We start from the raw sequence: 22,684 nt of genomic DNA, 5'->3' as shown, positions 1-22,684 counted from the left end.
ATGGCCGCTCTGATCGTCCTCATTCTCATCCTGCTGACACCGGCGTTCTGCGTCTACGCCCTCAAGGCTTCCAAGAAAGCCGAGCTGGCGAAGTGGAAGCGTAAGCACGCCAAGAGTGTCGTTCTCCATGAGGAGCGGATCAAAGCCTACTGGGATGCCGAGCCAGCGCGGCAGGCAGCCAGAGAAAAGGCCGACGCCGAGCACAAGGCTTACATGAAGCAGCGCTTGGATGAGAGAAACGCCGAGATGAAACGCAAGCGAGACCAATCCTAGAAGCCCCGCCCTGCTCGGGGCTTTTTGCGTTTCGCGAAAGCGCTAGAACGCTGCATCGCTAGGACGCGCGCAGAGATCGACACAGCGCGTCACAGAGCGACGGCACGCGAAAGTCGCACACACTGACGCGCTCGCACGCGAAGCGTCTCAGCGACGCTTTCTGAGCATTCCACGCCACCTTCACGACCGGCCCACTGCTCAAATCGCAAACGCCGCTCTGTCGCTGCTATAATCAGTCAGTGCTGACTTTCTAGCACAGGAGAAAATGAGGAGCGCGTCATGCGCCTATCGAAGATCGCGGCCCTGGTCGCTCTCACGACCATCGCGACGGCCTACGAGGCAGAGGCGCGTTCGCGTCACCGTCACTACCACCACGTCACCAGCTACGCGCCGATCGAGGCCGAGCCGGTCGCGGTCAGCGACGAGCCGACCTTCCTGGAGCGCCTCACGGGGCGCGTGAACGTCCGCATGAACCAGCTGGAGCGCGGGCTCGACTACGTCGCCACGGCCGGGCGCGGCTCCGTCCAGTCGATCGTGACCCAGGAGGCGGCGCGCGCTGGCGTTCCGAACCGCCTGGCCCACGCGATCATCAAGGTCGAGAGCGGCTACAACTGCCGCGCCCGCAACCGCTCGGGAGCCTCGGGTGCCGGCCAGCTGATGCCGGCCACGGCCCGCGCCATGGGCGTGCGCAACATCATGGACTGCCGGCAGAACATCGCGGGCGCGATGCGCTACCTGCGCCAGGCCATCAACCGGGGAGGAGCCGGCTGCGCGGGCGATTCCCTCTACGAAACCGGGGTGGGCGCTCGCCCGCACTGTTCCGCGTATGGCCGCCGCGTCATGCGCTTCGCTTCCAACTGAGGGCTGACACACAACATGGACATCACCGTCAACGCATCCAAGAACGTCATTCCGGTCGGCATGAGCTTCTTCGAGGTCTTCCTCGGAGCCGACACCTACGCGAGCACCCGCACCGGGGATGCGGTGAAGGTCACGACCGCCGACGGCGATGTCGATGCCACGGTGCAGAGCGTGCAGATCGGCCCGCTCGGGCAGTTCCTGGGGCAGGGCGTGCCGCACGTCTCGAACCTCGGCCGCGCCCACGACGTCCGCAGCATGTGCGACGCCATCGAGAAGCGCTACCCGGCCAGCAAGAAGGCCAACAAGGAAGCCCTCGATCCGCGCACGCTCTACACCGCCGTGATCGTCGCCATCCCGGCACCGACGCCCGTCGCGGCGATCGGAGCCCCGCCCATCGCCGTCTGAGGGTCAGACGGCGTAGTCGCTTTCCAGCGACTTAGCTTACGCCAGAATGACGAAGCGATCCAGGCGCTTACCCGCGAGCGCATCGTCATAGTCTGATTGTCAGCAGCGCAGCAGTGAACGCAGCGCAGCGCAAGGGCACAGAAAGAGGTCGCCGTGAAGTAGCGCAGCGCGGAAGCGCACCCGAGGAGCTGACCAGACCGGTCCCTCCGCCCGTGGGCCAGTGAGAGCCCGACCATAGCGGCCCCATACGGCAAGAGACGGGACATCGCAGCCCGGTGAGCCTGCCGCATCAAGGTCTACGCCACCCATCAGGGGATCAGCGCCCGAGCACGGGGAAGGATCGGGCAGCGACGATCGCCGGCCAGTGCAGCCGTTGCCCTAGGGCATTCGGAGCCAGAGAGCCGGTGGTTAAGCAGCCCCGAAGAACCAATCGCGGAAGCGGGTCACGCCGACCTTAAACGAGCCGTAGATCGCATCACGTCACGAGCGCGGGCAGCAGCGGCACCTAAGCCCGCACCCCGGCGCCGAGGGGACAAGACGACAAATCGGGCACCCCAACAGAGCCGACGTTAGCCAAGCGCTTGCGTCGGCTCTCTCATGCGCGCTTCGCGAAACCGCTTGAAAGCGAAAGGGCGCCTCAATGACACTCAGGAGGATGTCCGTGGCCGGGCGCCACGCTGGAACAAGCTCTCCGCATCTCCTGGCTCTGCTGGCTGGTGCGTGATCCACCAACCGCATCGTTTCCGATGGTCTGCGAGTAGCCCTGGGAAGAACTTGTGCCCTGAGACCCAGTCGATCCTCCTCGAATTCCACCACCGCTATATGGAGAAGACCCATACGCCCCGCCGCCGCGCGAGCCTGGCATCCCTTCGGGATTACTCTGAGCTTGAGCAACACTGCAGGATAAAATTATAACCACAACGCTGAAAATTTTAGCGTGCATTTCCGCCTCGCGAATCAGTCTTCAACTGATTGAAGCTGCCACTATCTGCTTGTGAAATCCAGCATCATCGCCGCGTGCGCTGTGCGATATTCTCTAAGTCAAAAGCAAGACGAGAGAGATCAGCACATGGCGATCTTCTACGGATCCGACGATCGAAGCGACGTCAAGATCGACGTCTGGAAGATGGACGGCACGAAAGCCTATCTTCGCCACTTCGACAACTTCCTCACCCTCGACTTCATCGCGAAGGAGAGCAAGGTCACCCGCGAGCGCGCCCAGGCCCGCAGCGAGATGGAGATCTGCCAGCGCAAGCTGTTGTTCTGGAAGAAGCACCCGCGCTACGACCACGACGAGGCGGTCAAGGGTGCGTCCAAGCTCAAGGCGATGTGGGAGAAGCGTTGATGGTCACGCAAGAGGCGATCCTCGGGCTCATCGAGACCCGATACGAGGCGGTCAAGCGCGCGATCAAGGCGCTGGCAGGGGAGGGGTTCCAGGATGGTCCGGACGCCGGCTTCCTGGCTGACATCGCGAGGAAGCTCCCGCTCTACGATGACCGCATGACCCCGCCGCAATATCGGCGGGCGCGTCGGGCGCTGGTCGGCTACCTGGACCGGCTGGAAGCCATCGCGAACGGGCGAAAGGGCGAAGCGCCGAAACCGGCACCAGCCCAGCCTGTTGCGGCCGTTCCGCAGGATGTGTGGGGCATCTTCTAGTCGGCGTGCGCGAGCTGGGCGAGCGGCTGCTTGACGCCCAGCTCCGCGAGCTCCTGACGGCTCACCGCTTCCTCGTTGACGATATGCACGACGTTGGCCGCCTCACCGTCCCGGTGGCCGAGGGTGTAGCGGTAGTAGACGCCATCGATCTCGACGATGCGGTCGTAGCTCGGCGGCAGATTCTTGCTGTGAACGAACTCCACGACGGCCGGCAGGCCGGGGAAGTTCACGGTCTCGGTGCAGGCTGCCGCGATCAGGGTTGTTCCGACCACGCCGCCCGCGACGGTGGCGACGTGGGAGAAGCCGCGCGCGATCTTGGTAATCGGCGCCTTGGGCATCTTGAAGGGCAGGACGTTGGCGGGTTTCTCGTCCGCTTCGCCCGGCCAGATGTCGAGACCGAACATCATCACGTCGGCGACGCCGGCCTTGAGATCGACGGTCGATTGATAGAGCGCCGTTCGATTGAAGGTCAGGCCCTTCTCTGCTGCGAACCGCTCGACTTCCGCCACGAGTCGTTCGCGAAGCTCGTAGGCGGTCTGATGGAAATCGCTGTTGCCGATCTCTGACATCGTGTGAAGGTTCCTGTGCGCAGCGTGCTGACCGAGGGGAGCAGGTTGTATCCCTTTTTGACCGCTGGGCGGTCAGCCCGCATCGCTTACCGAGGCGATGAGGCTAAATCAAGAGGTTCGAATTGCCACATTAACTAGCGTTATCTTCCGTCTTAATCGTGTTACATTAAGACGCGACGCGAAGGCGTTCAGCATCCATTCACAGGATGCAACACTTCGGAAGGTGGTTTTTATCCCACGAGGCGCTTATGAGCACTCATTAGGCAGAGGTTGTTTCCGTTACAGTTTGTTTCTGACATGGAGACCTCCCAACGGAAGCCTCGGCCCTCTTAATTGGGCCTTCTGACTTCATAGGACAACGATTCCCTCAAACGGATTTCGTTCCTGTTTTGTTCCACACCACGGCGCCGGCTACAACCAGAAATTCCGCCGCCTCACAGAAGGATTTGCACAGGTATGACCAAGCCACTCTTGACACTAGATAACCTGGTTTCTGCGCCGATCGAGGAGGGCGATGCAGGCTTCATCCTCAAGCCGAACGGCGAATTTAAGATCTTCTCCACAGGGGCGATCAACGCAGAGAACATGACCGCCGCGCAACGAGCGCAGGGCGAGAAGCTGTTGGCCCTGGCCTGCGCTGTAGCGATTCCCGAGGTCATGAATATGCTGATCCAGATGAGCCGCGACCCGGCGATCGTGGGCGACGGCATCGACATCGCCCGGGTGAACTGAGCTTCCTCGCGATGCCACCCGAAACGCCTGGGTGGTCTCGCTATAACTGCGATTGACAGTCAGTCGTGACTGCGCACAGGGAGAACGACGGTGAACAGGTTCAACATCCTGGTGGCGCGCTACGTGCGGCGCGACCGGCAGCGGCGGATGACCGACTGGGTCAAGCGCTGCTTCGGCGATGGCGTCGCCGACAGCCTGGAGGAACGCGGCGCACGGCTCTACGAGGAGGCGTGCGAGCTGGCCCAGGCGTGCGGGCTCAAGGAAGAGGTCGCCGCCCGGATCTCCAAGCGCGTGTGGGCCAACCCACCGGGCGAGATCGCCCAGGAGATCGGCGGCGTCTCGACCACGCTCCTCGTGCTCGCCGAGAACCGGAACCTGTCTGCCGACGTGTGCGAGCAGATGGAGATGGAGCGGGTCGAGAGCCTGCCTGCCGACCACTTCCGCAAGCGCCACGCGGCCAAGACTGCGGCCGGCATGACCATCGTCACCGCGAAGGCTGCCTGAACGTCCCTGCCGACACACCGATCGCTCTCGCGCATAGTGAGATCAACAGCGAAACAGCGCGAGAGCGAAACAGCGATGATCGGGAAAGACAACGACGGCAACGACATCGGGATCGATGCGGGCAAGCTGATCGGCAAGCACCTAGCCGTCATCGGCAACACCGGCAGCGGCAAGAGCTACACCGTCCGCAAGGTGCTGGAGGAGACCTGGGGCGCGGCCGGGCACATCGTCTTCGACCCCGAGCGCGAGTTCCACACCCTTCGGCAGGTCTACCCCTACCTGATCGTGGACGGCCCCAACGGCGACATGATGAAGGGCGACCCGGCCGTCCTCGCCCGGTTCCTCCTGGAGAGCGGTCGCTCGGCCATCGTCCAGTTCGATGACGACGAGCACCTTGAGGCGCAGCAGGAGTTCATCGGCTTGTTCCTCGACGCGCTCATGATGATGCCGCGCGAGCTGTGGAAGCCGACGTTCCTCGTGATCGACGAGGCGCACCGCTACGCCCCACAGGACGAGAACGTCGTCTCGCGCCGCCCGATCCACACGCTGATGAGCCAGGGTCGCAAGCGCGGCTTCACCGGCATCCTCTGCACACAGCGCCTCGCCAAGATCTCCAAGAGCGCCGTCGGCGAGTGCAACACCTGGCTGGTCGGCCGAGTGGGTCAGGTGCTCGACCGCAACGCCGCTGCCAACAACCTCGGCTTCCCGCTGCGCTCGCCCGAGGCGCTCGCTCTGCGGACGCTGAACGCCGGCCAGTTCTGGGGCTTCGGCCTGGCGCTCTCGAAGCTGCCAGTGCTGATCTCCATCGGCGCCACCCGCTCCCAGCACCTGACGCTCGGTCAGAGCTGGTCGCCCACGCCCATCGAGGGCCTCGAATTGCCGACGCCGCACCTGGCGATCGGTCTCCCCAACGGTCTGGGTGCGGCCATGCCGTTCATCCTGGTCGTCGCCGTGATCGCCCTGTCGCGTTTCGTTTTCTTCTGAAACGCCGCTTTGCGCTCGCTATAGTCAGTCAGCAGTGACTTTCACGCAGAGAAAAGCACCCCACATGGACATCTTCACCGTTTCCAATCTCGTCGCCGGCATCTCGATTGGCGGTTCGGCCGCGATGATGGCAATCGCCGGGCGCCGCTACAAGAACGCAGCCGAGATCGAGCGGGACGCCAGCAACCGCTTCTACGAGCGCGCCGCTTGTCTGACCGACGAGCGCTACGACCGCGACGTGGCGTTCCTCACCGAGCGCCTCGAGGAGCAGGCCGAGGTCAACGCCTGCTACTACCAGCAGCTCATCGCCAACATCGACGCCATGCAGGTCGGCACCGACCGGATCCGCGCGCTGAACACGGACGTCGCCATCTACGACGAGCAGTTCGAGGAGCTCGACCTCGTCCTGCGCGCCTTCTACCCGGACCTGCCCGAGAGCTACGAGCCGGGCGAGGCCGTGCATATCCTCGTCGCCTCGGCTCTGGGCCAGAGCTTCGTGGAGACGTTCCGCGACAGCCCCGAGGACGGTAAGCGCTTCATCGCCGACCTGGTCGAGAAGCTGACCAGCGAGGTCGAGCTCCGCGACGGCGAGATCGCCGACCGGGAGATGAAGCACGAGCACCTGATGGCCGTGCTGCGCCATCGCAACCTGGAGATCGACAACCAGGCTGCCACGATCATGCAGCAGGGCGAGGTCATCTCGGAGCTCCGGGAGGAGAAGCGCCTGGCCGAGGTCGAGCTGACCGCGACGAAGGTTGCGGCGAACGACGACAGCTCGGATGCCGACCGCTACGCCGACGACCTGCGCAAGGCCGACGAGCTGATCCACTTCTTCCAGCTCCACGACATCGAGCTGCCCGAGAGCCTGATCGCGCCGCTCGCCGAGGCCAACTTCCGCATCTCGGTGCGCAAGAACGCCAATCGCGGCGAGGGCGTCGCCATCGCTCGTCTGGCCGCCTGATGGCGCAGGAGCCGACCGAGGATCAGATCATGTTCGCGACGCGGGCATGGATGATCGCGATGCGGCGCCTCTGGGTGCGTCGTCACGGGACGGCACGGGGCGACTGCCCCGTGAAGCCCCTCGACGACTACAGCCCCGAGGATCGTCGGGTGATGAGCCTGGCGATCAAGGCGGCGCTGATCGCGGGCGATCCGAACAACGTCGAGGCTGCGATCAAGCGGCTTGAGGCGTGAGGGGAGGGCGGGGCGCAAGCCTCGCCCTTCGACATTTTGGACATACGCCATGGCGCAGCACAGGCGTCAATGCTGAGAGTCCGATGTCGGCATCGCGCGAGAGATCGTCGGGCAGGGCGTCGAAGCCGGCACTCTCATCTTCTGCGACGACCAGCAGAACGCCCAGGTCAAAGACATTGAGGACGCGGCCGCCGTAGAGATCGTGCTGCCGAACGAGCACGGTGAGGCAGCGCTCAACTTCCCCACGCTGTTCGAGATCGACACGCGGCAGGCCGCCATCGTTCTGATGATCAACCGCTTCAACGGAAAATTTGCACCTCATCGTCTTGGAGCATTTGGCCCTAGCCGGTAACTGCCCCGGGATTGACCGCTGACAATAAGTCCATCACGCTTCATACGATGAAGATGCGAGCGAAAAGTTGTCATTGGCATGGGAGAATCTAAATTTCCACTTACAATGACATCATACAGCACTGATACCTGAACATCACCCGAAGTCGATTTTAGTTTATCTATCGTCTTTTTACTTACAAATAGTCCAGAGAAACTGTTTTTCCTGATCGCCCCTTTATAGCTCAGCTTTCTTACTCTATTATCTATCAATGCGGCCCGAAGCGCTGCTTGCTGAGCCCGTAAACGGCCGATCCGTGCGTCCAGGCGCTCAATCTGATCGAGGATTGCGCGCTCGAGTTGCTCGGCTTTCGTCGGACGGCCTACCATTGTCGCATCACGCTTTTTGCAACAAACTCGATCGCACCATCGATAGCAAAAAGAACTTAATTATCAATGAGAAAGCTCACTTGACAGGTTGTCGCAAAAACTGTATCAGCAACGAGCGGCCCAGGCGGGCCGCTCGTTGCTGCGGAATTTTGAATTCCTAGCCTCTCCTGTAAGGCCCTGCTCCATTACGTCATTTAGCAGTGCGCTGCATAGCGTGCGCACAGACGCGTATGGAGATCGATCATGGGCATTATGAAAATGCCCCTTCGGGGCAGGCGGATTATAGCGTGGGTGTTCCATGTTGACACCGACCCTAACCGGGCAAGCAAAAAGATAAAGGATACCTACGTTCGCTCAGGCGGACAGCCTACGGAAGATCTGAAGAAAGCCTATCGGGCTTACAAGGCTGCGCAGATATCCCGTGAGGTTAAAGCTTGAACCGGCATCAATTACAGTGTCCTCTCCAAGACTTGGAGAGGTCCCGCCGGAATTTAGTTGCGACAACGAACATATAAACCACTGGTTCAGGGTCCATTCCCGCAGTGAACATGATGGTTATGATTGCAGGGTAAAGTATTTCTATCGTGAGGAAGTCCGGCGCGAACTCGCAGGCTTTTGCTGCATTAGCATACGACGAGAGCCTCAAAGTGATTTTGTCGGCGCGTCGTTCATTGCAGACAGATTTTTCGACCAAGATCGCATAACTACGGTTCATCTTCGCTGGCTTGCGGTCAAATCTGGCCTCGAAAGACGGGGCCTAGGATCAATCATGATGGGATCTGTAGTCGAAGCTGCATATAACGTCATAGTCAACGCTGGCGCGCATGCTATAACAGTCCAGCATATGGGACCTGCATCTAACGCTTTGTATAGGAAATTCGGCTTTGTAGAGTATGGTGATAATCGAGAAAACAAACTTTACCTTCCCGCTCAAGCAGTGCTTGATACCATAGGTGAATAGCAAATCTATTAATAAACTAATTTAAGTTTAGATTTATTGATTTGGTTTTATATCAATCTATTATTGGTTGTCAGGAACAGGCGACAGACATCGTGACCGGCGCAAATGAAGTCAAGGTTGACCCGCTCACCCTCGTCTGTGAGCTGGCCACCTCCGTCGCTAGGACCATCATCGAGGACTGGCTCCCGAACGACCTCTGGCATAAGACGCCCGAGATCCAGCACCTAGCAGCGGCGCGCAAGCTCCTGATGATAAATGGGCGTCATGTGCCCATGGTGATCGACGAGGCGTTGGACCGGGCCGAGTATCTTCGGGAAAAGCTGTTGAAGGACTGATCGTGCGTGTCAGCGCCCATCCGATCGTTGTGACCTTCGGGGCCCCGACCTGGAGCACAACGCTCAACGGCTTCGACGTGGGCAAGTTTACTGACCGGGCTGTCGCCTACCTTACGCCTCGACTGTCGGCGCCGCACACGCTCAAGGTCTCGATCGACACCCAACAGCCCGGAGCCGAGGCGCAGATCCGCAAGGCGATCGAGGACGCAGTGCTCAAGGTCCGCGCCGATCCATCTTCTTGACTTCCCCCGTGCCGCATGGCGGGTCAGCAACGGCTGATGTCAGCGGCGCGACGGAGACGGTAGATGAGCTGGATCAAGCGAGCGATGGATAGCGGCGAGCTGACCGGTCAGAGAGCGGACAAAAGCCCCAGGTCCCAGAGGCTCACCATCACCGACACGAGCACGCACGTCCGTTTCCATAGCGGAGACGGCCAGATCATCATGGTCACGAAAGAGACGGCTCGACAGATCCGCGCGGCCGAGAGAGCAGGGATCCCGAGAGCGGCCCTTCGTATCCACGCAGGGCAACTCTCGATCCACGAAGACGAGCTGACAGCGCTGGTGCGCCTAACGCCGCATAGGATGCTCAAGGAGTATGGGACGGAGATCCGTTCTATCCGAGGTCGGTTTCCGGACGAGGCGCCCAGCCCCGAACCTGCACCGCTGGTCGAGGATGCGGTCGAGACGCGAGCCTTCGTCAACATCTGGAAAGTGACGCGCGAGCGCACCGCCCCGGTGGAAGAGGGTCGGATCGAGGAAGTGATGCGTCTCGCCCTCAACGAGCAAGGTGCCTTCGCCCAGCTCATCCAGCTGTCCGGTCTCGATGCTATGGAAATCGAAGAGGAGGAGCTGACCCTCGTAGCCGTCGGCACGGTCTCGGACCTCTGCGAGCGGCTCAAGGAGCTCACCGGCGGCGACATCTACGGGTTCGGGCAATACGAAGTGCCGCTGCCGCTGCCCGACGAGATCATGGCAGCGCTCCAGGCATGAACCTCACCTTCGCGAACATCCTGCGCCTGCTGCTCGGCAGAGACGCACCCAAGCCGAAATCATCCTCCGACCCCGCCTCGGGATGGTGGGGTTCGGAAGTGACCATCCTGAACGAGGGAACGCAGCCGCCCGAGGCGCCGCCCATCGTCTTCCCCATCGAACACCGCCTAGCGGCGATTGGGTTACAGGTCAGGGACGGCAAAGTGGTCCCGCTGATGAGCATGGACGAGGTCTACCCACGGTCATCCAGCCCGCCCCAGCCAGCTACCCAATCTGAGCAGCCGGCGACGGTCATCGACATGACCAAGCCTCGCCCGACCTACGAGCGGAAGAAGGGCGCGATCCCGATCGAGCTCGCCACCATGCGAGCGCTTCGGGATCATCCAGGGGCGAGGCCTCATGGGGGAGTTCTGTCCCGGCAAGAGAACGGCTGGGCGCGGGTGATCGAGTTCAGGCCCGAACCGCGACCCGAACCGCCACCGCCTGACCGATTGCATCCCCATGTGATCGAACCGCAGAGCGTCACGCCGTCGGCGCCCGAGGCGGTTGCAGAGGTCGAGGCACCGAGCGGCCTACCTAAAGCGCTCACGGCCTTCCTCGAAGCCACGCCTGGCATCACGGAGATCTGGGTCGTCAGCCGGCAGCGGAACGCGCCCGACCTCGACCTACCCGAGATCGTGTCCTTTGCCACGGACAGCGGTGAGGCCTGGCTCAAGCTGGGAGAGCTCGCCGGCTACGACGCAGAGGAGCTGCGCCAGGTCGTCATCGACTGGGAGGGACGGACAGGGCTGGAGATCGTCGATCACATAGGGCTGTGCGCCGTCCTGGAGCACCACACCAAGGACGCCTACACCTTCGAGCTCTACGAGGTCCGGATGCCCATCAGCGATCCGGTGAGGAAGCTCCTGTCGCCGCCGTCCAAATGAGAAGCCCGTGCCCGTCAGCGAGCACCCGATCGCCATCACCTTCAACGCTCCGGACTGGAGCATGACGCTCAACGGCTTCGACGTAGGCGAGCTCACCGACCGGGCCGTCGCCTACCTCATGCCCAGACTGCCGGCGCCGCACACGCTCAAGGTGAGGATCGTCACGCAGCAGCCTATGGCCGAGGAACGGATCCGACAGGCGATCGAGAACGCGGTTCGTGAGGGCAGACGTTCGCTAGGGTCCAGACCTACCTTGACGACGCCGGCGCCATCATCGGCGAGGACCTCGTCAATGCCATCCAAGTCTCTGATAGAAAGGGATATTCCCTAGCCGCGTTCACGATATGGACTGCCAAACGTAAAGACCGTCACACAAAGCCTGCGCCCATCTGCTTGACCGTGCTCCTCCCGATCTTCACTCATGAGGGATCAGCAACGGCTTATCGAGAGAGCGGAGCGCGGCAATGGGTATTTCGGGGCTACCGCCTGATCGTGAAGTTGGGCTTGTTTTCTCAAGCCATCACCTCTCCCGCGGCGAGAGAATGCTGACGGATGAGGTCACTCGGCCTAGGCGCATGTCGGTGGAGAAGACCTTGCGCAGCCTCACCCTCGAGCAGCTCGACGCGGAAGTCCTGCGGCGCGTGTCGCACATGAGCCGAGCCGTGCCGTCGGCGATGCGAATCCGCGAGAGACGTCTGGCCGAGCAAGAGAGGGTGGCCAGGCGCTTCCCGAGCCAGGCCGAGATTGATGCCGCCGTGGAGAGCTTCCTCGAGCAGACCGAGGTCAAGCCGAAGGAGCCCACCCTCGCGGACGTGATCGAGAAGGCCAAGGCGCCGACCTACACCGAGATCTATGCCATCTTCCGCAACCGCGACCCAGATCAGCTCGACGACGACCGCCTTCTCGACTGCCTGATGACGGCACCGAGCCTCGAAGAGGCCATGGGCAAACTTATCACCATCGCCGGCTACGACGAGACCGAGGCGAAGGCCCTTGAGCTCGACCAGTTCGGCGTCGGCGACGTGTGCGGGCTATGCGACCGGCTGAAGGCGCTCACCGGCGACACCTACGAGGTCAGCCCCTACGAGCAGCCGATCGAGCCATGAGCAATCCGCCCGACAAGCTGAGGCGCTGCGTGCGTCACCCAGCGTTCAGGTTCAGCGTGGCTAGTCTGACGTAGGCCAACTTCGGGTGCCGTGATGCCGTTACCTGTCCTCGCCGTCATGATCGGATCGCATATCGTGATCCCGGCGCTGTATGGGCTCTACACCCGCCTTCGCAATCCGCCACCGGAAGCAGGCGGGCCACCCCGAGTGATCTTCAGGGGCGGGGCGCTGCCACACCTCCTAGGCACAGCGACCCCGGCCGACTTCGACGCCTACTACAAGCGCCAGCGAGCCGAACGGGCCGATCGAGCGAAGGGCGCCGGCGAAAAGGAGTGGCTGGCTAACGGCGTGCCCAAGACTTTCGTCAAGAAGGGGGCTCGGCAGGCCGAGCCGCTGCGCCAAGAGCCGGAACCCATGGCCGGGGAGGTCGATGTTCTCGACAGGCCGGCGGCGCTGCCCGTTCCCGTCCCACCCGTTCATGCCGAGGAGGTCGTCGTCGATGCTGAACCAGGGCTCGCTAGATACATCAGCGACCACCCTGGGATCATCGACGTCTGGCATCTGACCCGCATCCGCAAGTCGCCGAAGCTGCACCCAGACCGACTGCCCGAGTGCATTCTATACGCCATGAACGAAGAGCAGGCGCATCGGGAGCTGCTGATCCTCGCCGGCCTCGACGACGAGACCGTAGAGATCATCAGGGACGAGACAGGCGTGGACCTCAGCTACGACCACTTCCCCGACATGGACACCTTCGTCCAGGTCCTCTCCGAGCATGCGGACGGCGACACCTTCACCTGGTGCCAATACGAGGTCCAGACGCCGATCAGGCCCGAGGTGGCAGACTTGCTGGCTGGCAAGCGCCGGCCCCAGTGAAGGTCCCGTAGAAGCCCCACTACGGCCACGCTATGAGAGCGAGCATGAAAAACATGCTCACAGCCCTCATCCTGACCACGGTAGCCGCCCAGGCAGCCCCACCCGAGAAGTGGGCCGAGAACCCCGGCCCGCACACCATCAAGTCCACGCAGCCGAGCTGCCAGAACGTCGCCGTGTTCGACGATCTCCAGATCAAGCTGACCCTCGCCAACACGCCCGGCCGCAAGGCAGAGGCACGCGCGCTCTATGAGAGCCACACCGACCCCAACGATCCCCGCAACGGCGGCAGCCTCTGCATCCCGCTGAAGAAGGGGACCGTGGTGAAGGTCGAGAAGCGCTACGGCCGCTACGAGTGCGTCCGCTTCAAGGGGATGCCCATCGCCAACAAGCCGTGGGAGGACGACTGCTTCTGGGCGATCGGCGTCAGCTCCTACGCCAACATCACCGTTCCGGGCGTGGACATCTACCGGGACTGGGCCTGGTGAGAGCGAGGCCACAGGTCCGTTCAGGCCTCGGCCAGGCCTAGGATCCCGCAGGCCTAGGCCACGTCTCATGTGAGACATCCATGTCCCATCAACGTCACCTGGATGTCCACCCGGATGCCAATGCGAACTATCGACCGATGAGACATTCCGAGGGCCTCATGTCTCACCGATGTCACCTGGATGTCACCTGGATGTCCCACCCAAATCCAATGCGAACTCGTTTTGTGGAAAATGTCTCAACCGATGAGACATCAACCCGAGCGATCGAAAAGAACCCCTCAAAGACCCCAGCGAGAGATCATCCAAGGCGCCCAGATCATGCAGATCGCTAGAGAGCGTCACAGAGAGCGATGAACGCGTGAGAGCGTCAGAGAGACGTCGCTGAGAGTGGATCGCGCTCTGCGAGCAACGTCGTGAAGCTACGAGCACGACCATCACATAGAGACGACACACAGAGAGCGACGCACGCGTGACCCGTGAGAGAGCGTCACCCCTAGAGAGACCCATGTGCGTCCCTAGAGAGCGTCCGGGCGTGTGGTGCGCATAGAGAGGGTGCGTCGGGAAATAGCGTGAGAGAGGCGGAGAGAGAAAACGAGGCGCGGCGCCATCCGATCTCCTCACCCGCACCCCACCAACCAACTTGGGCCACCGCACAGCTCCCTGTTGAGCACCCACGCACAGGCAGATACAACGATTGAGCGATGCACAGAGCGCGACGGACAACGCGCTACCGGATCTCTGACGGGTGCAGCCGCGCTGACGCTGACCCCGGTGCCGTAGGGAATGTCCGTTCCCATCAGATCGGCACCGGGGAAGGTCCGCTTCCCGATCTGACCCGGAAATTAGGAACGGCCGCAGGGCCCGCTGCCAACCGGGTCCACGGCAGCCCATGGGATCCCTGCACGACCGGAACGATCCGCCATGGGGAGCCGCAGTCCCATGCGCGCCCGGTGATCTCCATGGAACCCCATGGGAGGCCTCGTCGCTCCCGGATCTCCATGGAAATCCAAGTCCGCGTTCCTGTTCTTTCTATACCTTCTATACAGAGTAGTAAGAACAGGAACGCGGACCCGGAAGGGACTCGGAAATCCGAGCTCTCCCATGGGACGCTCCGGGTGCGAGAGGATCTCCCCGGCACCCCATGGACGCCGGGCGCCACGCTCCGCGTCCCTACGATCCGTTCCAACCAGCCGCCTCGCACAACTATAAAGCACGCGCGTGCGTATAAATCCTAGTCGAAAAACGTGCCTACGAAGTCCTACATCTTCCATTTTGCGTCCCAATCCGAGTGAGCGCATATTCTCGAAGTCAGCAGCGAGCAACACCGCTCGCAGCACTACACAGAGAGAATTTCAAATGGCTCGCACTGCTTCCACCCGCGCTCGCAAGTCTTTCACTTCCGCCGTCAAGATCGGCGTTTCCATCGGCGAGAGCGACTTCAACCAGCACATGCTCGATGCCAACGCCTTCCACATCGAGAGCGTCCGCGCCGATCGTGAGACAGCGCTGACCGAGGCGTTCGCCGCCATGCCCGAGACCGACGTGCTCCTCGACGAAGTGGTCCAGGAGATCGAGGCCGAGGAGATGCGCGACGAGGTCCATGCGGCCGAGGCCACCGAGGAGCCAGCCGCCACGACCGAGATCTCCTTCCGAGACCTCATGCTGATGCTGGACGAGAACGACGTCGACCTGGCGCAGCGCACCATCAACGCTGCCATCGACGAGCGTGCCGCCTTCGAGAACGCCAAGCACGGAGATGGCGCCAACATCCAGAAGACGCTCAAGAAGGCGCGTGAGAGCATGGGTCTGTCCCGAGGCCCCGCGCGTGTGCTGATCGCTGCTGCGGTCGACACCGCCTTCGTGAACCGCTCGCAGCACGATGGGAGCCGCTACAACGTCTACGCCATCGGGAAAGTGGTCGATCTGCTGCGAGCGCTGGCGAGCGACGCTGGTGAGGTCCAGAACGCCATCAACCGCTGCGTGACCATGAGCCTCTTCAACATGGCGAAGGCGGGTCAGACCTTCTCGCTGGAGACGGCAAAGTCCGCCGCCTCCGACAAGTATCAGTCCGACCTCGCGATCAGGAAGCACCTGGTTCGTCACACCGTCAGCGCTTCGACCGCGCCGACCCAAGCGTCCTCGACGATGCAGGCGCTGGAGACGCTGGGAGTGGTCACGCGCTCCGGAAGCTCCCGCAACCCGACCTTCGCGCTCACGACCAACCCGATCGTGAAGGCGATCGAAGGGAAGCTGTTCAAGGGGCAGGCGCAGGCAGCCTGACACCCGAGAGGGACGGGGAGGGGCGCTTCGGCGCCCCTTCTCTTTGGCCCGATGATCGCCGTGGGCTCCCATGGGAGGGCCGAACCGTCCGGACGCGGAAATTCGGAACGGCTGGGGCGGGCACGCAGGCCAGGTCCTCGGAACGCCATGGAAATTCGGAACGGCTGGGGCGCCAGCGTAGGCCAGATCCATGGGAGGCCATGGGAGTCCACGGCCAGGCCTAGGCCGTCCGCAGGCCTGTAGGCCGCTAGGCCACGGTCCAAGGGACGCCGGCCGCTGGAGCTCCATGGGAGAGCACGGAACCCCATGGGAGGCGGCCCAACCCGGATCCAGCAATATCCAACCCCGTCCCTACCGAGATCCTCCCTACAAGATCCAGCATCTTCCAGTTTGAGCTCCAATAGTGCGAAGCGCATAGTCTCTACGTCAGCAGCGAAACACAGTGTTTCGCAAGACATACAGAGTCACTCACATGCGCAAATTTGTCACTTCGGTCGTTTCGCGTCTCGCTGATCTCATCGAGTTCTCGGACGCGGCGCTCAACGCTCCGAACGAAGTTCAGAAGGCGCACTACGCCAAAATCATCGATCAAGAGGAGAAAATGGAAATGCGTGTCGCTCGTGCGTTGGGGATCGAATATCGCGCCTACGTCGAAGGTCGGGTGGAGCTGCCCTTCGAGGAAGCTGATCGCGAGATCTCGCGCCGACGGGTGGAGCGCAAGCGCATGGCGCAACAGCGCAAGCGCGAGATGCAGGAAGCACGGGAGCTGGGGCAAAGCGCGTTCGCATAACGCAGTCGCGCTGCGCGAGAGGGGAGGGCGCTCTAGGGAGCGCCTTCTCTTTCGTGTAGCGTCGCCCGTGGAGACCCATGGGAGGGGAACCCGTCATAGATCGATTTGCAGCCCCGTGGAGCCCCATGGAGACCCGAGGGGCTGCAAGGTCGGTCCCAGACCTCGGAACGCCGTGGGCGGGCTTCTGACGGGCTTCCATGGACCGGACTCGAGCATGGGCTTCCATGGGACGGGTTCCGTCCGGTCGCGGAAATTAGGAACGGCTGCGCGCGCCTGCGGAGGCGTTCCATGGGAGGGGTAGGGGCTCCTATGGGAGCCCATGGAAAGCCAGTGTGGCTTTCCAGCCGCTCTGTGGCGGCGGAGTTGCCACATGGCTTCCAAGCCACAGTGGCGGGCCAGCCACACTGGCCCCGAAAGCACTGTCAAGCAGAACCCCTGCTTTTCTACAGTTTATCCTTTCCACGCAAGCCCGATTTTCTCCAAACCTTTTCCTCCAAAAAAGTCACGACTGACTGTTGACGTTCAATGCGAACGCCGATATTCTCTAAAAGTCAGCACAGAGAGAGACACGCAAATGACCAGCACCAAGACCCAGAACGTCGCCGAGTATCGCGCCGCTTTCGAGACGAACTACGCTTCGCGCATCGCCTTCGAGACTGCCGAACACAACGACAACCTCGTCGCAAACCTTAACAAGTATGCGAAAAACTACTTTCACGATGCCGTTTTCGACGTGCTCATGACTGCGAAAGTTGACGCCAACTTCATGAACGCGAAAAAGCGCGACGACAGCTTTTTCAACGTCTACAGCGTCGAGAAGGTTCTGAACGTCGCCAAGAGCGCTGCACAAGCTGAGACGCTGAACGCCTACACCCGCCACGTCTTTCTCACCGCGCTCAACCTGACGCGCGCCAGCTCGACCATGACGCACAAAGACGCGCAAGCGTGCATCTGCCTCGACCTAAAAGCGTCGCCCGAGAAAGACGCGCATATCGTGCGCTTCGTCAAAAATATCGCCGCGTCAACTGCTAACTCGCAGTCGTCAAGCTCAATCGCCGCGCTTCGCATGTTCGACGTGCTAGTCGAGACGCGCGACGAAGCGAACAACGTCGCCTACAAAGTCAACATGACAAGCAACGCGACGAAGCGCATCGCGAAGTTTCTCAACGTGACGCTGTAAGCGTCTCAGACGATGCGTGAGAGCGTGCGAGCGCTCTCACGCACTGAGACAGCGCGCGACGCGCGAACGCTCTCAGCGACGCTCTATTGCGATCCCTGCGCACGTCCATGTTTCTGCAATTAAGTCAGCCGTGACTGTTGCGTTCCGATGCGAACGCGTCTAGTCTCTAGAAGTCAGCACAGAGAGAGACGAACCGATGACCCAGCAAGACATTCACGAAATTAACACTGTTGCTTTCGAGCTACACGTCGCGCGCTACTCTATTCGTTCGCGTGTTGCTCGAATGATGCGTGTCCTTTTAGCCGCATGATGCGACGATGAGACAATGTGATCCGCCCGTCACACTGTCTCTTTTCCGCCATGTGGTCGGGTGGACACGATGTCCTAGGGCCACAGTCGCGCCTCGGGTGCTATGCCTCGGGTTGCCGCTGACATCCGGCTCCCTAACCTTGGCGCAAAACTCAAACACCCGGCAGCAATAGCCTTGGCGTGAAACCACCCGGTCGAGAAACTCCCAATCGCCAAGGATTGCACGCCCCGGCTCCCCGATCCCCAACACCCCGTCACCCGCTACCCTTGGGGAGATCGCCCCGCAGGAACGTGTCGTGATCGCGGTCGGACTTCTCGATGAGATCGGCGATGGCACGCAGGATCAGGAGCTCGACGGTCACACCCTTGGCGCGAGCTTCCTCCTCAGCATCCGCCAGCTCCGCTGGCGTCAGCTTCGCGAGGATCTCGCGCGCGACGTTCGAGGGGTAGGCGTCGTTCGCAGGCTCGCTCACAGACCACCCCGTGCGGTGTTCAACGCCTTCTCGTATAGGATGTGGCAGTTGGAGTTGATCCGCATGAAGGTCACTTCATCGCCAGATTTCGAGAGCCAAACGATCGACTTAAAAGGCCCAGACGTATCCTCTTTCATCGGGCGGCCATAGTTCACCCGAAGACTGTCAGGTATCTGACTACAATCGTCCGCGTTTGAAGGCTCAAGCCGAACGCCTGTCAGACGCTCATCCTTCAGCCCGAACTGGAATATCGATGTGAAGGTGTAGGGGCCACCGATGTAATTGCCAGCAGCGAGAACCTTCCAATCGATCCCGTTTTTCCCGAGATCGGTATAGCGCCGAGCCACACCCTTCGACGCGCCAACGACCTCATCCACCGTCATGCCCCAACGGGTGTATTGCCAGTCGGCCTGTGCCGGCATCGTCAGCAGGCAGGCGGCTACAGCCCATATCGTCTTCACGGTCATAGCCCGCCACTCGGCTCTGTTACGAGAATCGGATCGTAACGCACAGTGCAAAAGCTGGGAGGAAGCGCTGTCAAACTGACAATGTTTTTCTTGGAAGCATCATGCCATGTCACGGTGACGACTCCGATCCCTTTATCGGTCTCGATTGGCTCATGATACGATTGATACAAATTCTTTTCGAGGTTTGAGCACCTTGAAGTGTTTTCTAGCTCTAACTCGACAGTGATAAGCCTCTTTGTCTTCCTATCGAAACGAAACACACTCGTGAAAGTGAACCCGTTGCCTGTATAAGGTGCGACAAGGAGTGATTCAAACTCCCTTCCATCGCGCGATCGATCCGTATTTGTTTTCGCAACTCCACCGGACGCTGCGACAACTTCGCCGACGGTCATACCGAAGCGCGTGTATTGCCAGTCGGCTTGCGCTGGCATCGTCAACAAACAGACGGCAACGATCGATATTGCTCGCATGGTCATTCGCGTCTGCCTCTGATCTTCGCGATCCGCGCGGCCCGCTCTTTCCTGAGCTTGATGCGACGGCTGCGCTGCTCGGTCGTCGGCTCGCGCAGCTCCACGATCTCCGCGTCCGAGGGGTAGGTGTCCATGTAGACCTGGAAGCAGGCGGTGAAGAACTCCTTGTTCGACATGCCACGGCGCACGGCTTCCATCTTGAAGCGCTGGCGCAGCAGGGGCTCCACCTTGAAGTTCAGGTCGACCAGGCCGTCGCTGGGGATGTGCAGGTTGAGCGGGGCGTCCGACTGCCTGGGCGTGGCCGGCAGGCGCTTCACGGGCTCCTTGGCAGGCTCAGGGGCCGCGACCGGAGCTGGCTCGGGTGCGTCGGGCTCGGGCGGTGCGATGTTCAGGCGAGCGAGACGGCTCATGCGGCGACCCCGGTCTTCGTGAGCTCGGTCAGCTTGTCGTTGATCTCCTGCATCGCCCCGTCGGCGCGGTCGTTCAAGGTGGGGAACGTGGTCTCGTTGATCGCGCGACCGGAGTTCTGGGCGATGCGGTAGCCGGTCTTGTTCGGGATGTCGGTCTTGGCGACGGCGTAGTTCGCCATCTCGATGTAGGCGCGCGCGTCGCTGGTCTCGATCTGGCTGTCGGCGCTCTGGTTGATGACGAACAGGATCGCCTTGCGCTGGACGCCGTGGGCGAGGAGCTCGTGGGCGAACTTCACCTGGGGCGCGAGGTCGTCGAGGCTGGTGCCGACGGGCAGGACGACCAGGTCGCTCTCCAGGGCGATGTCGCGTCCGGACGTCTCGCTGTCGGGGCGGCCGTCGAACACCATGAGGTCGTATTGGTGCGCCTGGCGCAGGGCGACCTTCACGGAGGAGAACGCCTCGGCGGCGATCTCGGGCGCGACCCCGGTGCTCATCCGCATCGAAGCCCAGTTCACGCTGGTCAGCTGCTTGGTGTTGAAGTCGGCGATCTTCACGCGCCAGCCGCTGATGGCGTAGGAGCGGGCGACGAGCCGGCAGATGGTCGATTTCCCGACGCCTCCCTTCTGCGAGAGGCAGGCTATGGTCTTCATCGGCATGATCGATCTCCTCTTCGCGAAACCGCGTTCGAGCTAGATCGCCCACACCTAGTTTAAGGGGCTGTTAACGCCTAGCCCGTCTCGCGGTCGTTCTTCACGAGGCGGAAGCGCTTCACGGCCCGCTCGGGAATGCGCGAGTAGGCGTAGTCGTGGCAGACGATGCGGCCCTCGAAGCGCCCGAGGTTGCCCCAGTGGCAGTCGCCCAGGAAGTTCGGGATCTTGATGCCCTTGAGGTCGTCGATCCCGTTCAGCGGCTCCGTGCGGGCCATGCGCAGGATCTTCCCGCCCTTGGAGATGCTGTCGCACGGGGCGAGCCAGGCGCGGGCGTCGGGGTAGTCCTCCAGCTGCTGCCACGTCGTCCACTCGCGGACGTTGTGGAACTCGTGGAGCTGGTCGCGCTCGATCTTGTAGACCCACTTGTCCGGCTCGCACGGGCACGAGTAGACGACGCGGCTCTCGCCGCTGCCGAGGAGCTCGCCCAGCATGAAGGCGTTGAACTCCTCCTGGAACGGCTGGACCAGGTCGCTGAACGTCTCGATGCGCCGGCCCATCACGCGCTCCTCACGGGGCGGTAGTGGCTCATGGACGGCGCAGCGAGCTTGTTGGTTGAGATCGAGCCGGCAAGCAGGGCCCTGGCGTCGATGATGAGGCTTTCGGCCTGGGCCAGCACGTCGAAGAACGCGACCTCGTCGCGCAAGGCGAGCATCGTGTCCGTGTCGTTGGCCGGCTCGTAGGGGAAGAACTCCCCGAAATCGAACAGCGCCTGGGCTTCCTCGGCCGAGACGACCAGGTGGCGCCAGGTGTAGCAGTAGCGTGCGGCCGCAACGATCCGCTCGCGCTCGGCGTAGGCCGGGGCGTGCTGGGGCGCGACGTGGGCGGTCATTGCCCTATCCTCGGGGCTATACCACTGGCGCAGACCCACCCGGTAAGCGACCTCCTCGCCGATGGCGGAGATCTTGATCGTCTTGCTGCCGTCGGTCTCGTCCACGTATTCGAGATCCTCGTCGGCCGGCGCCGCGTAGAGGACCATGTGGTCGGCCTTCACCGCCTCGCCCTTGATGCCCGAGATCCAGCCGAGCAGCCGGCTGGCTGGGCCGTCGGAGCGAACCTCGAAGAAGCTCGGGTGCTGGCGCACCGAGGCGTGGTCGATCTGATCGAGCCGGCTGCTCCAGGCGCTCACGACCGGCCCTCCTTGAGGAGCCGGGCGGCCTCGTCCTGCATCGCGCAGGTGTAGGCGAAGGCGAGGCTCTGAGCGGTCAGGGCGGCGTTGAACCAGTAGCGGAACCAGACCATCACGCGGTCCTCGCGGTGCGGGTCATCAGGTCGAGGCGCCACATCGCCTCGCAGACCTCGCGCTGGAGCGCTTCGAGGCTGACGCCGTCGTTGTCGATCCAGACGTCGACCAGGCTCTCGTCGAACCGGTCGAACTCGTAGCGGGAGGGCTGGGCGAAGGGGCTGCGCACGCCGATCACCGCGCCACCCTTCGCCTTGTAGTAGCCGCCCTGGTCGCGACGCACCGATCCGAACGAGAAGCTGCCGGTCTCGCCGGCAACGGTCTGCTCGCACAGGAACGGGATGCCGTGCGGCCCCAGCAGATCCTCCATCCGGTTGCCGATCTGGCCCAGCAGGTCGCGCACGACCCAGGCCCGGCCGGCGATCTCGACGGTCTCCAGCTTGCCGGCCTGAGTGAGGACCTGGTTCCAGGTCAGGCCCATCTGCTCGACGGCGATGCGGCGCAGCGGCAGGCCGTCATCGACCGGGCGCACGTCGTAGAGGTCGCTCAGGATCTTCTGGACCGTGCTCTTCCCCGATCCGGGGTGGCCGCAGAGCGCGATGTAGCGGGTAAGGGTGATGCTCATGGGTGCAAAGTCACTACTGACTGATTATGCTGGACGCAGGAAGCCCTTGCTCGGGCTACGAAAAAGCCAGCGGGGAGGGGTTAGTGTTGATTTCCGCTGAGAGTTGACCCGGCGTTTTCGTTGAGAAGTGACCCAGGTTCAGGGGTTGATGTTTATCATTGGGTGGGTCTGGTCAACTCACGGTGCGGCTCCTTTTCGGCTTTCCGGCTGC

Annotated in this window: 31 protein-coding genes; 22 read left to right on the top strand and 9 right to left on the bottom strand. The window is 62.1% G+C overall.

Annotated features, from left to right (window positions below):
* The 5 genes from FV222_RS00285 to FV222_RS00265 all read left to right on the top strand — a co-directional run bounded on the left by FV222_RS00285 (position 1) and on the right by FV222_RS00265 (position 3,195).
* Positions 1-273, top strand: coding sequence for a hypothetical protein (locus tag FV222_RS00285; protein WP_147812561.1), 273 nt, complete (start codon positions 1-3; stop codon positions 271-273).
* A gap of 279 nt (positions 274-552) precedes the next feature.
* On the top strand, positions 553-1,134 hold the full coding sequence (locus tag FV222_RS00280; RefSeq protein WP_147812560.1) for a lytic transglycosylase domain-containing protein: 582 nt from the start codon (positions 553-555) through the stop codon (positions 1,132-1,134).
* Positions 1,135-1,149: 15 nt separating this feature from the next.
* Positions 1,150-1,539, top strand: a complete 390-nt coding sequence (locus tag FV222_RS00275; protein ID WP_147812559.1) for a hypothetical protein — start codon at positions 1,150-1,152, stop codon at positions 1,537-1,539.
* 1,069 nt (positions 1,540-2,608) lie between these two features.
* Positions 2,609-2,884, top strand: a complete 276-nt coding sequence (locus tag FV222_RS00270) for a hypothetical protein (protein WP_147812558.1) — start codon at positions 2,609-2,611, stop codon at positions 2,882-2,884.
* Positions 2,884-3,195 carry a hypothetical protein gene (locus FV222_RS00265; RefSeq protein ID WP_147812557.1) on the top strand — a complete coding sequence of 104 codons (312 nt, stop codon included), beginning with the start codon at positions 2,884-2,886 and terminating at the stop codon, positions 3,193-3,195. The genes FV222_RS00270 and FV222_RS00265 overlap by 1 nt, the downstream gene beginning before the upstream one ends.
* On the opposite strand, the gene FV222_RS00260 is transcribed toward FV222_RS00265, so the two are convergent.
* Positions 3,192-3,764 (bottom strand): hypothetical protein, encoded by a 573-nt coding sequence (locus tag FV222_RS00260; protein WP_147812556.1) that lies wholly within the window; start codon positions 3,762-3,764, stop codon positions 3,192-3,194. The two genes, FV222_RS00265 and FV222_RS00260, sit on opposite strands and share 4 nt — an antisense overlap.
* A 456-nt stretch (positions 3,765-4,220) precedes the next feature.
* Here FV222_RS00260 and FV222_RS00255 point away from each other — a divergent pair, with 456 nt between their 5' ends.
* The 17 genes from FV222_RS00255 to FV222_RS00175 all read left to right on the top strand — a co-directional run bounded on the left by FV222_RS00255 (position 4,221) and on the right by FV222_RS00175 (position 17,829).
* The gene (locus FV222_RS00255; protein WP_147812555.1) at positions 4,221-4,496 is read left to right on the top strand and encodes a hypothetical protein; all 276 of its coding nucleotides are present in this window, start codon (positions 4,221-4,223) and stop codon (positions 4,494-4,496) included.
* Positions 4,497-4,586: 90 nt separating this feature from the next.
* On the top strand, positions 4,587-5,000 hold the full coding sequence (locus FV222_RS00250; RefSeq protein WP_147812554.1) for a hypothetical protein: 414 nt from the start codon (positions 4,587-4,589) through the stop codon (positions 4,998-5,000).
* 75 nt (positions 5,001-5,075) lie between these two features.
* Positions 5,076-5,984, top strand: a complete 909-nt coding sequence (locus FV222_RS00245) for a DUF87 domain-containing protein (RefSeq protein WP_147812553.1) — start codon at positions 5,076-5,078, stop codon at positions 5,982-5,984.
* 64 nt (positions 5,985-6,048) lie between these two features.
* Complete coding sequence (locus FV222_RS00240; protein ID WP_147812552.1) at positions 6,049-6,945, top strand: hypothetical protein; 897 nt, start codon at positions 6,049-6,051, stop codon at positions 6,943-6,945.
* Positions 6,945-7,178 (top strand): hypothetical protein, encoded by a 234-nt coding sequence (locus tag FV222_RS00235; protein ID WP_187277140.1) that lies wholly within the window; start codon positions 6,945-6,947, stop codon positions 7,176-7,178. Before FV222_RS00240 ends, FV222_RS00235 begins: the two co-directional genes overlap by 1 nt.
* Before the next feature lie 202 nt (positions 7,179-7,380).
* Positions 7,381-7,530 (top strand): hypothetical protein, encoded by a 150-nt coding sequence (locus FV222_RS30520; RefSeq protein ID WP_210248417.1) that lies wholly within the window; start codon positions 7,381-7,383, stop codon positions 7,528-7,530.
* Positions 7,531-8,951: 1,421 nt separating this feature from the next.
* Entirely contained in the window at positions 8,952-9,194 is a 243-nt protein-coding gene (locus tag FV222_RS00225) for a hypothetical protein (protein ID WP_147812550.1), read from the top strand.
* A gap of 2 nt (positions 9,195-9,196) precedes the next feature.
* A complete protein-coding gene (locus FV222_RS00220) occupies positions 9,197-9,436 on the top strand; it encodes a hypothetical protein (protein ID WP_147812549.1) in 240 nt (79 codons plus the stop codon).
* 63 nt (positions 9,437-9,499) lie between these two features.
* Positions 9,500-10,186: a hypothetical protein gene (locus FV222_RS00215; protein ID WP_147812548.1), complete on the top strand. Its 687-nt coding sequence runs from the start codon at positions 9,500-9,502 to the stop codon at positions 10,184-10,186.
* Positions 10,183-11,112: a M20 family metallopeptidase gene (locus FV222_RS00210; protein WP_147812547.1), complete on the top strand. Its 930-nt coding sequence runs from the start codon at positions 10,183-10,185 to the stop codon at positions 11,110-11,112. The genes FV222_RS00215 and FV222_RS00210 overlap by 4 nt, the downstream gene beginning before the upstream one ends.
* Positions 11,113-11,119: 7 nt before the next feature.
* Entirely contained in the window at positions 11,120-11,443 is a 324-nt protein-coding gene (locus FV222_RS00205; protein ID WP_147812546.1) for a hypothetical protein, read from the top strand.
* Between the two features lie 262 nt (positions 11,444-11,705).
* A complete protein-coding gene (locus FV222_RS00200; protein WP_147812545.1) occupies positions 11,706-12,218 on the top strand; it encodes a hypothetical protein in 513 nt (170 codons plus the stop codon).
* 93 nt (positions 12,219-12,311) lie between these two features.
* Positions 12,312-13,094, top strand: coding sequence for a hypothetical protein (locus tag FV222_RS00195; RefSeq protein ID WP_147812544.1), 783 nt, complete (start codon positions 12,312-12,314; stop codon positions 13,092-13,094).
* A gap of 44 nt (positions 13,095-13,138) precedes the next feature.
* Positions 13,139-13,579 (top strand): hypothetical protein, encoded by a 441-nt coding sequence (locus tag FV222_RS00190; protein ID WP_210248416.1) that lies wholly within the window; start codon positions 13,139-13,141, stop codon positions 13,577-13,579.
* A gap of 1,272 nt (positions 13,580-14,851) precedes the next feature.
* Complete coding sequence (locus FV222_RS00185; RefSeq protein ID WP_147812542.1) at positions 14,852-15,859, top strand: hypothetical protein; 1,008 nt, start codon at positions 14,852-14,854, stop codon at positions 15,857-15,859.
* Positions 15,860-16,331: 472 nt separating this feature from the next.
* Complete coding sequence (locus FV222_RS00180; protein ID WP_147812541.1) at positions 16,332-16,649, top strand: hypothetical protein; 318 nt, start codon at positions 16,332-16,334, stop codon at positions 16,647-16,649.
* A 574-nt stretch (positions 16,650-17,223) separates the two neighbouring features.
* The gene (locus FV222_RS00175; protein ID WP_147812540.1) at positions 17,224-17,829 is read left to right on the top strand and encodes a hypothetical protein; all 606 of its coding nucleotides are present in this window, start codon (positions 17,224-17,226) and stop codon (positions 17,827-17,829) included.
* 563 nt (positions 17,830-18,392) lie between these two features.
* Here FV222_RS00175 and FV222_RS00170 read toward each other — a convergent pair.
* From FV222_RS00170 to FV222_RS00140, 8 genes are all read right to left on the bottom strand, one after another.
* Positions 18,393-18,611 carry a hypothetical protein gene (locus tag FV222_RS00170; protein ID WP_147812539.1) on the bottom strand — a complete coding sequence of 73 codons (219 nt, stop codon included), beginning with the start codon at positions 18,609-18,611 and terminating at the stop codon, positions 18,393-18,395.
* A complete protein-coding gene (locus tag FV222_RS00165) occupies positions 18,608-19,078 on the bottom strand; it encodes a hypothetical protein (RefSeq protein ID WP_147812538.1) in 471 nt (156 codons plus the stop codon). Before FV222_RS00165 ends, FV222_RS00170 begins: the two co-directional genes overlap by 4 nt.
* The gene (locus FV222_RS29215) at positions 19,075-19,554 is read right to left on the bottom strand and encodes a hypothetical protein (protein ID WP_187277136.1); all 480 of its coding nucleotides are present in this window, start codon (positions 19,552-19,554) and stop codon (positions 19,075-19,077) included. The genes FV222_RS00165 and FV222_RS29215 overlap by 4 nt, the downstream gene beginning before the upstream one ends.
* Positions 19,551-19,865, bottom strand: coding sequence for a hypothetical protein (locus FV222_RS00160; protein WP_147812537.1), 315 nt, complete (start codon positions 19,863-19,865; stop codon positions 19,551-19,553). Before FV222_RS00160 ends, FV222_RS29215 begins: the two co-directional genes overlap by 4 nt.
* Before the next feature lie 89 nt (positions 19,866-19,954).
* Positions 19,955-20,614, bottom strand: coding sequence for a ParA family protein (locus tag FV222_RS00155; protein ID WP_147812536.1), 660 nt, complete (start codon positions 20,612-20,614; stop codon positions 19,955-19,957).
* 71 nt (positions 20,615-20,685) lie between these two features.
* Positions 20,686-21,165 carry a hypothetical protein gene (locus tag FV222_RS00150; RefSeq protein ID WP_147812535.1) on the bottom strand — a complete coding sequence of 160 codons (480 nt, stop codon included), beginning with the start codon at positions 21,163-21,165 and terminating at the stop codon, positions 20,686-20,688.
* Positions 21,165-21,794, bottom strand: a complete 630-nt coding sequence (locus FV222_RS00145) for a hypothetical protein (protein WP_147812534.1) — start codon at positions 21,792-21,794, stop codon at positions 21,165-21,167. The genes FV222_RS00150 and FV222_RS00145 overlap by 1 nt, the downstream gene beginning before the upstream one ends.
* Positions 21,795-21,906: 112 nt before the next feature.
* Positions 21,907-22,473 carry a hypothetical protein gene (locus FV222_RS00140; protein ID WP_147812533.1) on the bottom strand — a complete coding sequence of 189 codons (567 nt, stop codon included), beginning with the start codon at positions 22,471-22,473 and terminating at the stop codon, positions 21,907-21,909.
* Between the last annotated feature and the right edge of the window lie 211 nt (positions 22,474-22,684).

Source organism: Methylobacterium sp. WL103 (genome assembly GCF_008039885.1).
Classification (GTDB): domain Bacteria; phylum Pseudomonadota; class Alphaproteobacteria; order Rhizobiales; family Beijerinckiaceae; genus Methylobacterium; species Methylobacterium cerastii.
The sequence above is the reverse complement of the archived record's forward strand: the minus strand, read 5'-3'. Positions and strand labels throughout refer to the sequence as shown.